At 61.4% G+C, this 14,257-nt stretch carries 13 protein-coding genes; 5 read left to right on the top strand and 8 right to left on the bottom strand.

All coding sequences use genetic code 11. From position 1 onward, the window contains the following. From AT6N2_RS13595 to AT6N2_RS13605, 3 genes are read right to left on the bottom strand one after another with little or no spacing between them, the layout of a single operon-like run. Positions 1–2,811: a DUF4159 domain-containing protein gene (locus tag AT6N2_RS13595; protein WP_209087428.1), complete on the bottom strand. Its 2,811-nt coding sequence runs from the start codon at positions 2,809–2,811 to the stop codon at positions 1–3. Further along, positions 2,808–3,722 carry a DUF58 domain-containing protein gene (locus AT6N2_RS13600; RefSeq protein WP_063950698.1) on the bottom strand — a complete coding sequence of 305 codons (915 nt, stop codon included), beginning with the start codon at positions 3,720–3,722 and terminating at the stop codon, positions 2,808–2,810. Before AT6N2_RS13600 ends, AT6N2_RS13595 begins: the two co-directional genes overlap by 4 nt. Positions 3,723–3,747: 25 nt before the next feature. Further along, positions 3,748–4,758 (bottom strand): AAA family ATPase, encoded by a 1,011-nt coding sequence (locus AT6N2_RS13605; RefSeq protein ID WP_209087430.1) that lies wholly within the window; start codon positions 4,756–4,758, stop codon positions 3,748–3,750. Between the two features lie 175 nt (positions 4,759–4,933). Here AT6N2_RS13605 and AT6N2_RS13610 point away from each other — a divergent pair, with 175 nt between their 5' ends. From AT6N2_RS13610 to AT6N2_RS13620, 3 genes are read left to right on the top strand one after another with little or no spacing between them, the layout of a single operon-like run. Then, the gene (locus AT6N2_RS13610; RefSeq protein WP_209087432.1) at positions 4,934–5,563 is read left to right on the top strand and encodes a DUF1285 domain-containing protein; all 630 of its coding nucleotides are present in this window, start codon (positions 4,934–4,936) and stop codon (positions 5,561–5,563) included. Further along, positions 5,560–6,192, top strand: coding sequence for an NUDIX hydrolase (locus AT6N2_RS13615; protein WP_144577221.1), 633 nt, complete (start codon positions 5,560–5,562; stop codon positions 6,190–6,192). The genes AT6N2_RS13610 and AT6N2_RS13615 overlap by 4 nt, the downstream gene beginning before the upstream one ends. Beyond that, positions 6,189–7,445: a CCA tRNA nucleotidyltransferase gene (locus tag AT6N2_RS13620; protein WP_209087434.1), complete on the top strand. Its 1,257-nt coding sequence runs from the start codon at positions 6,189–6,191 to the stop codon at positions 7,443–7,445. Before AT6N2_RS13615 ends, AT6N2_RS13620 begins: the two co-directional genes overlap by 4 nt. Before the next feature lie 26 nt (positions 7,446–7,471). Here the strand turns inward: AT6N2_RS13620 and AT6N2_RS13625 are convergent, their stop codons facing one another. The 3 genes from AT6N2_RS13625 to hemF form a co-directional block, all read right to left on the bottom strand. After that, entirely contained in the window at positions 7,472–7,657 is a 186-nt protein-coding gene (locus tag AT6N2_RS13625) for a DUF1059 domain-containing protein (RefSeq protein ID WP_063950693.1), read from the bottom strand. 119 nt (positions 7,658–7,776) lie between these two features. Continuing rightward, complete coding sequence (locus AT6N2_RS13630) at positions 7,777–8,043, bottom strand: hypothetical protein (protein WP_144577227.1); 267 nt, start codon at positions 8,041–8,043, stop codon at positions 7,777–7,779. Between the two features lie 121 nt (positions 8,044–8,164). Then, the gene (hemF, locus tag AT6N2_RS13635; RefSeq protein WP_209087436.1) at positions 8,165–9,076 is read right to left on the bottom strand and encodes an oxygen-dependent coproporphyrinogen oxidase; all 912 of its coding nucleotides are present in this window, start codon (positions 9,074–9,076) and stop codon (positions 8,165–8,167) included. 131 nt (positions 9,077–9,207) lie between these two features. Here hemF and AT6N2_RS13640 point away from each other — a divergent pair, with 131 nt between their 5' ends. After that, on the top strand, positions 9,208–9,483 hold the full coding sequence (locus AT6N2_RS13640) for a hypothetical protein (RefSeq protein WP_063950690.1): 276 nt from the start codon (positions 9,208–9,210) through the stop codon (positions 9,481–9,483). A gap of 102 nt (positions 9,484–9,585) precedes the next feature. Here the strand turns inward: AT6N2_RS13640 and AT6N2_RS13645 are convergent, their stop codons facing one another. After that, positions 9,586–11,238: a Na/Pi cotransporter family protein gene (locus tag AT6N2_RS13645; RefSeq protein ID WP_063950689.1), complete on the bottom strand. Its 1,653-nt coding sequence runs from the start codon at positions 11,236–11,238 to the stop codon at positions 9,586–9,588. Positions 11,239–11,409: 171 nt separating this feature from the next. Beyond that, entirely contained in the window at positions 11,410–11,871 is a 462-nt protein-coding gene (locus AT6N2_RS13650) for a tRNA (cytidine(34)-2'-O)-methyltransferase (RefSeq protein ID WP_209087438.1), read from the bottom strand. Positions 11,872–12,252: 381 nt separating this feature from the next. Here AT6N2_RS13650 and AT6N2_RS13655 point away from each other — a divergent pair, with 381 nt between their 5' ends. Further along, positions 12,253–14,103, top strand: coding sequence for an ABC transporter ATP-binding protein (locus tag AT6N2_RS13655; protein WP_209087440.1), 1,851 nt, complete (start codon positions 12,253–12,255; stop codon positions 14,101–14,103). Positions 14,104–14,257: the final 154 nt, after the last annotated feature.

Genomic DNA, 14,257 nt, shown 5'->3' on the forward strand with positions numbered 1-14,257 from the left:
TCACTGCCCCAACCGTTCGAGAAGTGCCGGAACATGGACCTGATCGGCCTTGTAGTTGCCGGTCAGCATATACATCATGATGTTGACGCCGGAGCGGAAGGCATGTTCGCGCTGCATCTCGTCGGGCGGCACAGTGGGCAGGACCGGTGCGCCCTGCGCATCGACGGCCCATGCGCCGGCGAAATCATTGCCGGTTATCATGATCGGCGTCACGCCATCGCCAGAGGAGGAAAGGCCGGAGGTGGTCTTGGCGGCCCCCTGACGCGATTCCACCCAGAGCGGCGAGCCATTGTAACGGCCGGGGAAATTGGTGAGCAAATAGAAGGAGCGCGTCAGGACATGGTCTTCCGGCACAGGTTCCAGCGGCGGAATATCGATATTGGCGAGGATTGCCTGCAAACGCTCGCCATTGGCGCTGGTCGCGCCGGTATCGAGCGAAGAGAACTGGTCGCGTGTGTCGAAGAGCACGGTGCCGCCGGCACGCATATAAGCGTCGATGCGGGAGATGGCAGCGCTGGACGGCATGGGGGCAGAGGCCGAAACAGGCCAGTAGATGATCGGATAGAAGGACAATTCGTCCTTGGAAATGTCAAGGCCGACAGGCTGGCCGGGCTCCAGCGTCGTGCGCCAGGTCAGAAATTCGCTCAAACCCTGCAAACCCTGTTCTGAAATGCGGTCGACATCGTCTTCGCCGGTGCGGACATAAGCGAGATGGGTGGTGTCCAGCCGCTCGAAAATTTGGTCGTCGCCGGGTTTGGGATCGTCGGCGCGGGCCTCGGTTGGCGCCATGGCGGCAAAGGCGCCGAGGGCGAGAAGTACGGTCGCGGCCGTGGCGCTTCTGGCTTTCGGCAGGCGGGCGAAGGCGCCGTTCATGAAGAGCACGATCAGGCTGTCGGCAATCAGCATGAGGAAGGCGGCGATGAAGAGGGCAGGGCGCAGTGATTTCGCCGTTTCGCCGATCAGGGCTTCGCTTGACGTGCTGACGCCGGCGGCCGACGTATCGAGCGGGCGCAGCGTCGCACCTGCCGGCAGAAGATTGAGAGCCACGAAACCATCCTCTGTGCCGTAGAGGCCGGGGGGATTGTCGAAACCGGTGCGGGGAGGCTGGCCCGCGAGCATTTCCAGCGGCCGGGCAGTGCCGATTTCGGCTGACAGCGCGCCTTCGGCCGTCAGCAGGCGGAAGGGTGGCAGAGCGGCGGCCGGTGCATTGGCGGAGGCCGAAGCGCCGCCTGCTTTCGACAGTTGCACGATACGGCGCAGCATATCGACGAAGTGGCCCGATATCGGCAGGTCGGACCAGCTGGCCTCGGCGCTGACATGGAACAGCACGATGCGACCCGCCTCGACATTGCGGGTGGTGACGAGCGGCGTGCCATCGGCAAGGCTTGCCCAGGTGCGTTCGGCGAGGTCTGGTGTCGGCTCGGCCAGAACCTGGCGTTTGACGAGAATGCCGTCGGCCTTCGGCATGCCGGCGAAAGCGCCGAAGGCAGGGAAATCGGCAAGAGGCTGCGGTTCTGCCCAGGAGAGAGCGCCGCCGAGTGCGCGTTCACCCTGTCTCAGTGTCACGGGCACCAGTGGGTCGTCGGCGGGTGCTGCAGCAAGGCGCGGTCCGGCGAAGCGGATCAACGTGCCGCCGCCCGCAAGCCATTTCTGCATCGGCTCATAGGTTTCCTGCGGCAGGCGGCCGATATCGGCCATGACGATGACGGAGGGGTTGGATTGCAGGATTTCCGGGATGGCCTGCGCGAGATCGGCCTGCCGCTGCGGAATGAGATCGACGAAGGGCTGAAGCGCCCGGCTGATATAATAAAGCGGTTGCAGCAGCGGCTGGAAATCATTGCCGGTTTCGCCTGCCAGCAGCGCCACGCGGCGGCGGCGGAAGCCGTCATCGAGAAGATGCACTGCACCTGCCGTCGAAACACCTTCAAGGGAAAGACGGGCGAAATCGTTGCGCAGTTCGAAGGGCGCTTCCACCGTTGCCGTTGTTTCAGCCTGGCCGGGGGCGAAGGTGGCGATGCCATTGGCGAGGATGCGGCCCTGGCTGTCCTGCGCGTTGACCGTCAACCGGGCAGCTTCCGCAGTATCGAGCCTTGAAAGCGAAACGCTCATGGCTTCGGCATTGTTCGTTGCCCCCGTTATAGCGGCGATCGCCTTGCCGTCGCCGCTGACGATGCGGAATTCGGCGGGTGAAAGACTGGCGAGCGTTTTCAGGGCGCTTTCGTCCTGCGCCGTCTGCACGCCATCAGCGATATAGGCGAGGGTGCCGGGGGTCGTGCCGTTAAGCGCTTCGGTGATGGCTTCGGCGGTGCGGACACGATCGGGAACGAGCGGCTTCGGTTTTGCCGCTGCCAGCTTTTCCAGGGCGACCGCTGTCGTTCCGGGTACGGCGTCATGTTCGGCATCGGCTGTAAAAGCGATGGCGACGGGGCGCTCGGCACGCTCCGCGTCCCCGATCAGGGCTTCCGCCGTCGCCACGCGTCGCTCCCAGTCGGGCGCCGACGCCCAGCTATTGTCAACCACCAGCACCAGCGGACCGTTGCCGGCGATGCCGCTGTTGCGTGGATTGACCACGGGATCGGCGAGAGCAAGAATCACGGCGGCGGCAAGCGCCATGCGCAGCAGGGTGAGCCACCATGGGCTTTTCGACGGCGTTTCCTCACGTTTCAACACCGTCGCCAGGATCTTCAGCGGCGGGAACACTTCCGCCTTGGGGCGCGGCGGGGTGAGCCGCAGCAGCCACCAGATGGCAGGCAGCGCCAGCAAGCCGAAGAGGATGTAGGGGCTGGTGAAGACGAAAGGCAATGCGCTCATCGGCGGCCACCGCCTTGCGCGGGTGCGCCGGAAAGATACATGTGCATGGCCACCAATGCCTCGGAAGCGAGATGATCGGTGCGATGGAACACGAAGTTCCAGCCCAGACGGCGAAGTGACGAGGAGAGCGCCTCGCGCCTTGCGAAATAGGCGCGGGTATAGTCCTCGCGAATGGTCTCGGCGCGACCGGAGACCAGTTTTTCGCCGGTTTCCGGATCGCTGAATTCGGTGCGGCCGGAATAGGGAAATGTCTCTTCGGCCGGATCGGCAATTTCCACCACGTGGCCGCGCAGGCCCCGCCGTGCGAGCGGCGAAATGCGTTCCATCACGGCCTGCGCATCATCAAGAAAATCGCCGATCAGAACGATGTCGCTCGCGCCACGGATCATGCTCGTTTCCGGCATGCCTTCGGTCGGCGGCGCATGCATGATTGCGGTGGCGAGCCGTTCGGCGGCATTTCGGGCCGAAACCGGTTCCATGATGCCGGGGCAGCCGATGCGCTCGCCCGAGCGCGCGAGGATTTCCGCCAGCGCCAGCATCAGTACCAGCGCCCGGCTTTCCTTGGAAACGGAGCCGAGGGTCGATTTGAACATCATCGACGGCGACATGTCGGCCCAGAGCCAGATGGTGTGGGCCGCTTCCCATTCACGGTCACGGACATAGGTGTGATCGTCGCGGGCGGAGCGCCGCCAGTCGATGCGCGAGAGACTTTCGCCTTCGGCATAGGGGCGGAACTGCCAGAAATTTTCGCCGATGCCGCGCTTGCGGCGGCCATGCCAGCCTGCGGTGACGGTGTTGGCGATGCGCTTTGCCTCGACCATGCAGTCCGGCACCAGGGCGGCGCGCTGGCGCGCGCGCGCGAGAACTTCGCTACCTGGCGTCTTGTCTACGATCTGGCCGATGGATGCCACATGCAGTCCTTTCGCGAACGTCGCTTCAGTTCTTCGCCTGCTCCACGAGGGCCGCGATGACATCGCGCACCGACATGCCTTCGGCGCGGGCCGCAAAGGTCAGCGCCATGCGGTGTTCCAGAACCGGTTCGGCCAGCGCATAGACATCGTCAAGCGACGGCGCGAGCCTGCCTTCGTACAGCGCACGCGCACGGGCCGTCAGCATCAGCGACTGGCCGGCGCGCGGACCGGGACCCCAGGCGACGTTTTTATCGGTCAACTTGTTGCCGTGACCGGGGCGGGCGGAGCGAACGAGTGACAGGATGGCGTCCACCACCTTGTCGCTGACCGGCATCTGGCGGATCAGCGCCTGTATCTCCATCATGCGGGACGCATCGATCACGCCACGTGCTTCACCCGAGGCGGTACCCGTCGTGTCGAGCAGGATCTGGCGTTCGGCCGCGAGTTCGGGATAACCGACATCCACCTGAAGGAGAAAACGGTCGAGCTGGGCTTCCGGCAGCGGATAGGTGCCTTCCTGTTCCAGCGGGTTCTGCGTCGCGAGAACGTGGAACGGCTTCGGCAGCTCATAGGTCTGGCCGGCCATGGTGATGTGGTATTCCTGCATGGCCTGCAGCAGCGCGGACTGCGTGCGCGGGCTGGCGCGGTTGATTTCATCGGCCATCAGCAACTGCGCAAAAACCGGTCCCTTGATAAAGCGGAAGGAACGGCGGCCGTTTTCATCCTGGTCCATGACTTCTGAGCCGAGAATATCCGACGGCATCAGGTCCGGCGTGAACTGGATGCGGTTGGCTTCGAGGCCGAGCACGGTGCCAAGCGTGGTGACAAGCTTGGTCTTGGCAAGACCGGGAACGCCGACGAGCAGCGCATGGCCACCGGAAAGGATGGCGAGAAGCGTGTTCTGCACCACTTTTTCCTGACCGAAGATGACCTTGGAGACTTCGGTGCGGATGGCCGCAATGTCGGAAAGCGCCTTTTCGGCGGAGGCGATGATCGCCTTTTCGTCGAGGGTTTCGCCGGTATTCATCACGCCCATGTCGCTCTCCTCATACCTTCGCCGCTGTCGCAAGTGCATTCCGGCTTTGCTGGCCGTTGGCCGGAACGGATTTTGCGCTGCATATAGCTTATTGCTCTCTTGGCCGCTGACAAGCGCCATTCGAATGACTATGTCGTGACTTAGTATTTCCTTATCGGCAAAGCGAGACTCGAATATGGCAGCGGAGACGATAAATTCGGCAGGCGATGCGGCAGGGCTGGCGGCGATGATTTCCCGCGCCGCGGAACAGACCGGCGACGCCCGGCGCGGACCGGCCCCGGTCGAGCGCTGGAATCCGCCCTTTTGCGGCGATCTCGACATGGAAATCCGCGCCGACGGCACCTGGTTCTACCTCGGAACGCCCATCGGCAGGGCGCCGCTGGTTCGGCTGTTTTCCACTGTTCTGCGCAAGGATGAGGATGGCAAAACCTATCTCGTGACTCCTGTGGAAAAAGTCGGCATCCGGGTCGTCGATGCTCCTTTCGTTGCCGTGGAAATGAAGGTGACGGCGGGCGAGGTGGACGGCGAGCCCGTACTCACTTTCCGCACGAATGTCGGCGATGTGGTGGAGGCGGGGCAGGAGCATCCGCTGCGGTTCGAAATTTACGGCGAGAACCGGGAGTTGAAGCCCTATCTTCTCGTCCGCGGACGTCTGGAAGCGCTGGTGTCGCGGGCCGTGATGTACGACCTCGTCGCACTCGGCGAGGTGATTAAGGTGGATGGCGTCGACATGTTCGCGGTGCGCTCGGGGGGCGTCGTTTTTCCAGTCATGCCCGCCAGTGAACTGGAACGGCTTTCGCAATGACAATGACGGCGCTGAAGGGTTTTACCGCCGCCGACTTCCGCCGGCGGGTGCTGCAGGAAGGCGAGGGCGTTGCCGAGCGGGAAAATGGCGATCACGTTCTCAATCCGGGCGTGGTGCTGTCCGGCAACGGCATCAAACTGAAGGACGCGGCGGTTCTGGTTCCCGTTATCGATGACGGCGAGGACGCGCGGGTGATCTTCACCCAGCGCACCTCCACCCTGCGCAAGCATTCCGGTCAGATTTCCTTCCCGGGCGGCGGTATCGACGCCGAGGACCGCACGCCGGAGGAGGCGGCGCTGCGCGAGGCGGAAGAGGAAATCGGGCTTTCGCGCTCTTTCGTAGAGACCGTGGGGCGTCTGCCGGATTATATTTCCGGTACGGGCTTTCGCATCAAGCCGGTGCTGTCCGTTGTTCGGCCCGGCTTTGACCTCACGCTCAATCCGGCGGAAGTGGACGAGGTTTTTGAGGTCCCTCTGTCCTTCCTGATGAACCCTGAAAACCATGGGCGCGGCAGCCGCATCTTTCAGGGGAAGGAGCGGTTTTTCTACGAAATGCCCTATGGCGAGCGCTACATTTGGGGCATTACGGCGGGCATCGTCAGGACGATTTACGAGAGGTTTTATTCATGAGCAGCCTTGCCGGTCAGGACTGGTTCGAAAAACCGGCGCTGAAGCGCATCTTTGCGCTTCTGAATGCCGATGGCGGCGAAGTGCGGATCGTTGGCGGGGCCGTTCGCAACGCTCTCATGGGTTTGCCCGTCGCGGATGTCGACATGGCGACGACGCTTACCCCTGATGTGGTGGTGGCGCGGGCAAGGGCGGCGGGCATCAAGGCTGTTCCAACCGGCATCGAGCACGGCACGGTGACGCTCGTGATCGACGGCGAAGGTTTCGAGGTGACGACGTTGCGCCGTGACGTGGAAACCAATGGCCGCCACGCACAGGTGGCTTTCGGTACCGACTGGCAAACGGATGCGGAACGGCGCGACCTCACCATCAACGCGCTTTACGCCGATGAAAATGGCGAAATCATCGATCTCATCAATGGTTTGCCCGATATCGAAACCGGGACGGTTCGCTTTATCGGCGATGCCGCGACGCGGATTTCGGAAGATTACCTGCGGATTTTGCGCTTTTTCCGCTTCTTTGCCCATTACGGCTCCGGCCGGCCGGATGCGGATGGTTTGAGAGCAAGTGCGCGGGCCAAAGACAAGCTGGCAACGCTCTCTGCCGAGCGGGTGTGGAGCGAGGTAAAGAAGCTGCTTTCCGCCCGCGATCCGTCCCGCGCCCTGCTCTGGATGCGACAATCGGGCGTTCTCTCGGAAATTCTTCCCGAGACCGAGAAATGGGGTATCGACGCCATTCATGGGCTGGTGGCGGCGGAGCAGGCCCTCGGCTGGGCGGTTGAGCCTATGCTCCGGCTTGCCGCCATCGTGCCGCCCGACCGGGAGAGGCTCGCTGCTCTTTCCGCGCGTCTGCGACTGTCAAAGGCGGAAGCTTCCTATCTTTCCAACTGGGCTTCGGCGCCGGCGGCTGATCCCGACCTAAAAGACACGGCTCTCGACCGTCTGCTTTACCGTCAAGGCGTTGATGGCATGAAGGCACGGTTGAAGCTGGCGCTCGCAGCAGCCCGTGCCGATATCTCGGCCGGCGACACGGCGATGCAAAAGGTTGCGCGCTTTTCGACGTTGCTGGCAAGGGCGGAAAAATTTCAGAAACCCGCCTTTCCCCTAAGCGGTGCTGATGTGATGGCCGCCGGTGTTGAGGCTGGCCCAAAAGTAGGCAATGTTTTGAAGAGCCTCGAGGAGAAGTGGATAGACGTCAACTTCTCGCTTGACCGGGCAGCGTTGACCGCCCGGCTTAAGGACATGCTCGAGCACTAGAGCGCCGGAATGGTGATGCTCCAGCGTTAAGCCGCGTTCGCCTCGTCGCGGATGCGGGCCTTGATATTATCGATCATGTTTTCGCGGATAACGGTTTCGCCGTGAGCCGCACGCATGTGTTCCACAGTGCGGCGAACGACTTCTGCGTCATCATCCGCGCGGGTGTGCCAGGCACAGCCGGGCACGAGCGTTCCACATTCAAAAAGTCTCATGGTCTTGCCTCCCTGTTTCAGCCAAAGGGCAGCGTGAAGTGACGTGCCGCCCCTGCGGTATGAAACAAAAGTCCGCCGCTTATGTTCCAAAGCGGCGTCCTTGATTGCTGAACCCTGACTTACTCGGGCATCGCCCAGCACTGGAAAACGGAGGACGTCCCGGCCGGCGGGATTTTTGTGCTGGGCCGTTCGTCATTATCTGCGCGCTTCACGGCTTTTCCGGCGAGCGTGCGTTTCACCTGTTCGACATAAAAGGAATGCGGCAGTTCGCGATCGCCCGTTGCGCGCATTTCGGCGGCAAGGCGGTCAATCAATGCGGTGGTATCGATGGATTGCGATGCTCCCTCGGCGGAAGCAGAAATAGGCATGCTGTTCGAAGTAATCATGACGATAGCTCCTCCAGTACGTCTGCGGGAGGAGACTATCACCGCATTGGTTTTTCCATAAGTCCTAATTCGCGCTATTTGCGACGAAATGGCTGATGAGCGTCAAATCTGCGTGAGGCGCCTAGGGCCAGCGCACCACCGGTGGCAGGGACGAGAGGATCGATTCGACATTGCCGCCGGTCTTCAGGCCGAAGATGGTGCCGCGGTCATAAAGCAGGTTGAACTCCACATAGCGGCCACGGCGGATCAGCTGCTCGTCGCGGTCCTCTTCCGTCCATGGCTGGTTGAAATTGGAGCGGACGATTTTCGGATAGACGAGATTGAAGGCGCGGCCGACATCCTGCACGAAGGCAAAATTCGCGTCCCAGCCGCCCTTCTCCTCTTCTGGATGCAACCAGTCGAAAAAGATGCCGCCAATGCCGCGCGGCTCGTTGCGATGCTTCAGGAAGAAATATTCGTCGCACCATGCCTTATAACGCGGATAATCCGCAACGGGGTGCCGGTTGCAGGTTATCTCGAAGCCCCTGTGAAACAATTGGGTGTCCGGGTCTTCCTGCGTCCGCCTGCGGCCCAGAACGGGCGTCAGATCCGCGCCTCCGCCAAACCAGTGACTGGTGGTGACGACCATGCGCGTGTTCATGTGCACGGCCGGGACATTGGGATTGACCGGATGGGCGATGAGCGACAGACCGGAGGCCCAGAAGCGCGGGTCCTCTTCGGCGCCCGGAATCTGCTTGCGGAATTCTGGCGAGAACTCGCCATAGACGGTGGACGTGTGGACGCCGACCTTCTCGAAGACACGGCCTTCCATCATTGACATCTTGCCGCCGCCGCCTTCGCCATTGTCGCGCAGCCATTCTTTCTGGACGAAGCGGCCGGGCTCCTGATCGGAAAGGGGACCTGTGAGTTCGTTCTCCAGGGTTTCGAAGGAGGCAACGATGGTATCGCGCAGGTGCTGGAACCACGCTTGGGCAACGGCCTTCTTGTCTTCGATATCCTCGGGCAAGCCCTTCGGCAAGATTGGCCGTTCCATTTCGTCATTCTCCTGCATTGAAGTCTGTGTCCCGCCGCGTCTAGCAGGTGTTTGCGCCGCGCACAAATTCGACTCGCCAAGCCAGCGCGTCGTCACTATCTTTAAAGATGTAGGTGCCAGAGGTGAATATCATGACGAAATTTACCGGACCGCCGCCGCTCGACGGGCTGAAGCGCAGGATCGCCAATCACCGCAAGGAGCGCGAAAGCGCCAGCGGCGTTCCGCAGCGAGACGGCATGTTCGTGCGCCAGACCTTTTGTCTCGGCCGCGAAGAAGCTCGCGCCAAGGCGCGGGAGTGGTTCGACAGTTTTCCAAAGGCAGCGTATTGGACCGAAGTGGAAAGCTGGCGGCAGCTCGAGGGTGACCGCATCGAATTCACCATGCGGCGGCTGCCGTCCGCCGATTGAGATTGGAAGCGTCTTCGCTATTCTTCGGATGCGAAAACGCGCCAACTTTTGGTCTGTCGCATTTCCGGAGGGAAAACCGGAGGCACCCTTCTTGAAAATGCGCTAGGCGCGTGGCTCCGCATAGCGCAGCCGGCTTTCGATCAGCACGCCGCTTTCATCCAGGATGGGATGCGCCACCGACACAATGTGGGCGTTGATGCGTTTGAGGTCTCGCAACATGTCGAGATGAAGCGAGCTCGTCTGCATGCTCTCCGTCAGCCCGTCACGCAGCCGCTCCAGATGCCGGTTTGACGATCGTTTTTCCAACCGGCGTATATCCACCTTGCTCTCCATGAGACGACGCGCCAGTTCGAAATCGCCGGTCACCAGGATGCTCTGGGCGGCGCGCAGGTTCTCGATGGTCATGTCGAACAGCGTCTTCAATTCCTCATAACCGTCATCGGAAAACTTGAAGTTGTTCAGCACCTTCTTGCGGATCTGCTCGCAGATGCCCTTTTCGATGATATCGCCGACATGTTCGAGATTGATGGCGTAATCGATGATGGCGATCGAGCGCCGTGCTTCCTCGTCGGCAAGCCCCTTGCGCCCCAGTTGGGACAGATAGATCTTCACTTCCTGCTGGCGGCGGTCGACCTTCTTTTCCAGAACGGAAACTTCCTGCAGCGGCGCAAGATCGTTGTGCTTGAAGGCGTTCTCGGCGCGAATCAGCATCCGTTCGATGCTGTCGCCGACGCTCAACACCTCGCGGGTGGCATTGGCGAGCGCGACGACAGGCACGTCCAGCGCCTGTTGATCGAGGAAAAAGGGGCCGTCCTCGGCTTTCGGATCTCCCGGCACCAGCTTGGTCATCAGGTCGGAGATCAGGCCGGAGAAGGGCCACGCCAGTGCCGCCAGAATGACGTTGAAGATGAGATGCGCATCCACGGGCAGCTTGGCCGGGGAAAGCGGCAATTGTTGCAGAAATTCTGCGCCATAGGAGGCAAGCGGCATGGCGATCAGGCAGCCGATGGTGCGCACCACGAGATTGCCGATCGTGATGCGCCGCGCCGAGGCGGGGCCTGAGAGTGTGGCGATGACGGGCGGAACGGCGCCGCCGAGATTGGCGCCGAGAATGAGAACGATGATCAGCCCGGTGGACAGCGTGCCGGTGGCGGCAAGCGACAGGATCAGGACCACCACGGCAAGGCTTGACGACGAGACGAAGGCGAGCACGGCGGAAAAGATCAGTGCCACGGGCCATGCACCATCCAGCAGGCCGATGAAGACGCCAAGCGCCGGGGAGGCGCGCATGGGTTCGGTCGCGCCGCTCAGCAGATGCAGCGACAGAAGCATCAGGCCAATGCCGATAACTGCGGTTCCGCCGCCCTGTCTGGCATTGGAGCTGCCTTTTTTGAGAATGATGCCGGAAAGGATCAGAAGCGGGGAGAGCCATTCCACACCGGCTGCCACGATCCAGGCCGTCACGGCGGTGCCGACATTGGCACCAAGCAGCACCACCTGCGCCATGCGCGGCCGGATGAGATCGCGCTCGGCAAAGGAGGCCACCGTAAGCGCCGTTGCCGTCGAGCTTTGCAGTGCCACCGTTGCGAAAAATCCAGAGAAAAAGGAGCGGGGACCATTCTGGGTGCCGGTTGCAAGCACGCTTCGCAGTTTCATGCCAAAGGCCCGGGTCACGCCGTCCTTCACCTGGGCAAGACCGAAAAGCAGCAGCGCGACGGCGCCGAGAAGGTTGACGATGACAATGGTGGATTGCATGCGACGTCTCCTCACACCCGCCAGCGGATGCTTCCGGCGAGGGCGATTTTTGTTGTCCGGCTAATAGTATAGGAGGGTCAACGCCTATGGTACAGGCCGGGTTGCGACAGTTTTGACGCGGAAATGGTCAAATATTGTATTTGCACCAAAATATGGCGTTAAAAATGACGCTCACCCCCATGCTGTTTGCCGCAAAGCCTCGCCCGTAACCATGGCCGCCGACATCGCGACGTTGATGGAGCGCTGGCCCTCGACCATCGGGATGATGATTCGCTCATCCGCCCTCTCATGCACGTGGTCGGGTACACCGGCGCTTTCACGGCCAAACAGCAGGATGTCATCCGCGCGATAGGTGATTTTCGTATACGGCACCGCAGCTTTGGTGGAGGCGAGAACAAGACGGCGACCGGTTGTTGCCCGCCATTCCTCGAAGCGGTCCCAGCTGACATGCCGGGTCAGGGAGGCAGCCGCAATATAGTCCATGCCGGCCCGTTTCAGATTGCGATCCGAAATGTCGAAACCTGCTGGCTCGATGATATCGACGCCGAGACCGAGGCAGGCGGCCAGCCGCAGGATGGTTCCGGTATTGCCGGGAATATCGGGCTGGTAGAGGGCGATCCTGATTGTCTGCATGGTCTCCTGATCCATGTTTCATGGGCGAACCCGGATGGCGCTGCTGCCCGTAAACCGGATGGGGAAATCGGTGCCTGTATGCGGTTGCACTTTTTTAAGGCAGGCGGCTGGCGTTTCGTCTTCTTTTGCGATAAAAGAGCGGCATCTTCAACACCAGCCAAAGGAGGTTTCCATGCCAAATGACATTCGCATTCGCCTCCCGGCCCCAGTGCTTCGCCTGCTGGCTTAGGTGGTATTCCGCGGCGCTGCCGCGTCTCCCGTATTTAAATTCACCATGTGGCTGTTGTGGCCATGTTAAAAGACTTTTCCGTTCCGTCGTGAGCCCTATCTGTGTCCGCTCACCATGCCACGATGGAGCGATTGATTGCCGGAGCTTGGCCTATGTTTGGCTGGTTTGAAAAACGCCTCGATCCCTTTCCCGCTTCCGCGCCGTCCGTAGCGCCGCAGAAGCTTTTGCCGTTCCTGTGGCACTATGTTAGGCCCGCATGGCCGTGGCTCCTTCTGCTTGGCCTCATGTCCATGGGCATCGCCATTGCGGAAGCCATGCTTTACAAATTCCTCGGCAATATCGTCGACTGGCTGTCCACGGCCAATCGCGAAACGTTTTTTGCCGATGAGGGCTGGCGTCTGATCGGCATGGCCGGGCTGGTGCTGTTCCTGCTGCCGCTGATGGGCGCAATCCACACAATGACCATGCACCAGACGCTTGCCGGCAATTTCGGCATGATCGCGCGCTGGAAAATGCATCGTTTCCTGCTGCGCCACTCCATGAACTTCTTCGCCAATGAATTTGCCGGCCGGGTGTCGACCAAGGTCATGCAGACGGCGCTGGCGATCCGCGAAGTGGCGCTGAAGGTGATCGATGTCTTCGTCTACGCCATCAGCTTCGTCATCTCGATGCTGTTCATGGTGGCGGCTGCGGACTGGCGGCTGGTCATTCCGCTGCTTGTCTGGCTTGGCCTCTATCTGGCGATCCTCACCTATTTCGTGCCGAAGCTCGGCCGGCTCGCGCAGGAGCAGGCGGATGCGCGCTCGATGATGACGGGCCGGATCGTCGACAGCTATACGAATATCTCAACGATCAAGCTGTTTTCCCATGCGGGCCGCGAGGAGAGATATGCGCGGGAGGGCATGAACGTGTTTCTCGGAACCGTTCACCGCCAGATGCGCAAGATTTCCGGCTTCAACATCCTGATCGACCTCAACAATGCCGTGGTGCTGTTTTCCACGGCCGCCCTTGGTCTTTATTTCTGGATGCAGGGTTCGGTAACGGCCGGATCGGTCGCTATCGCCATCAGCCTCGCCATGCGCGTCAACGGCATGTCGCAGTGGATCATGTGGGAAGTCACGTCGCTGTTCGAAAACATCGGCACAGTCTATGACGGCATGTCGATGATGACGAAGCCGCATGACATCGTCGATGTCCCGAAGGCCCCTCAGCTTGCGGCGCCGCAGGGCGCCATTCGTTACGACAATGTTCGTTTCCACTACGGCAAGAACAAGGGCGTGATCGACGGGTTGACGCTCGACATCAAGCCAGGCGAGAAGGTTGGCCTTGTCGGCCGTTCGGGCGCGGGCAAGACGACGTTGATGAATCTGCTCCTGCGCTTCTATGATCTGGAAGGCGGCAAGATCACCATTGACGGGCAGGACATCTCGAAGGTTTCGCAGGACAGCCTGCGCGAACTGATCGGCGTCGTGACGCAGGACACGTCGCTGCTGCACCGGTCGATCCGCGACAACATCGCCTATGGCCATCCCGAAGCGACTGACGAGCAGGTGATCGCAGCGGCAAAGCGGGCCAATGCCTGGGACTTCATCGAAACGCTCGTCGACATGCATGGTCGCCAGGGCCTCGATGCGCAGGTGGGCGAACGCGGTGTGAAACTGTCAGGCGGCCAGCGTCAGCGGATTGCGATCGCCCGCGTCTTCCTCAAGAACGCGCCGATCCTGGTGCTTGATGAGGCGACCTCGGCGCTCGATTCGGAAGTGGAGGCGGCGATCCAGGAGAATTTGTTCGCGCTGATGGAAGGCAAGACGGTGATCGCAATTGCTCACCGTCTTTCGACGCTCACCGAAATGGACCGCCTCATCATTCTCGACAAGGGCCGGATCGTGGAATCGGGAAGCCACGCGGAGCTGGTCGCAATGGGCGGCATTTACGCCGACCTATGGCGCCGCCAGTCCGGCGGATTCATCGCCGATCACGAGGCGGAAGCGGCTGCGGAGTAAGTAACGGGAGGCGGCAAGCATGGCGCCCCGCCCTCTCGCCTATGATATGGGCGCCAACCTTTCCTCCGTCATGCCGGACTAGATCCGGCATCCAGCCACGGCGCGTCCGCGCCGTGAGAGGAGTCTTTCGCGATCAAGGACTTGATCGCGCTGG

The sequence above is a fragment of the Agrobacterium tumefaciens genome (assembly GCF_017726655.1).
GTDB lineage: Bacteria > Pseudomonadota > Alphaproteobacteria > Rhizobiales > Rhizobiaceae > Agrobacterium > Agrobacterium tumefaciens_B.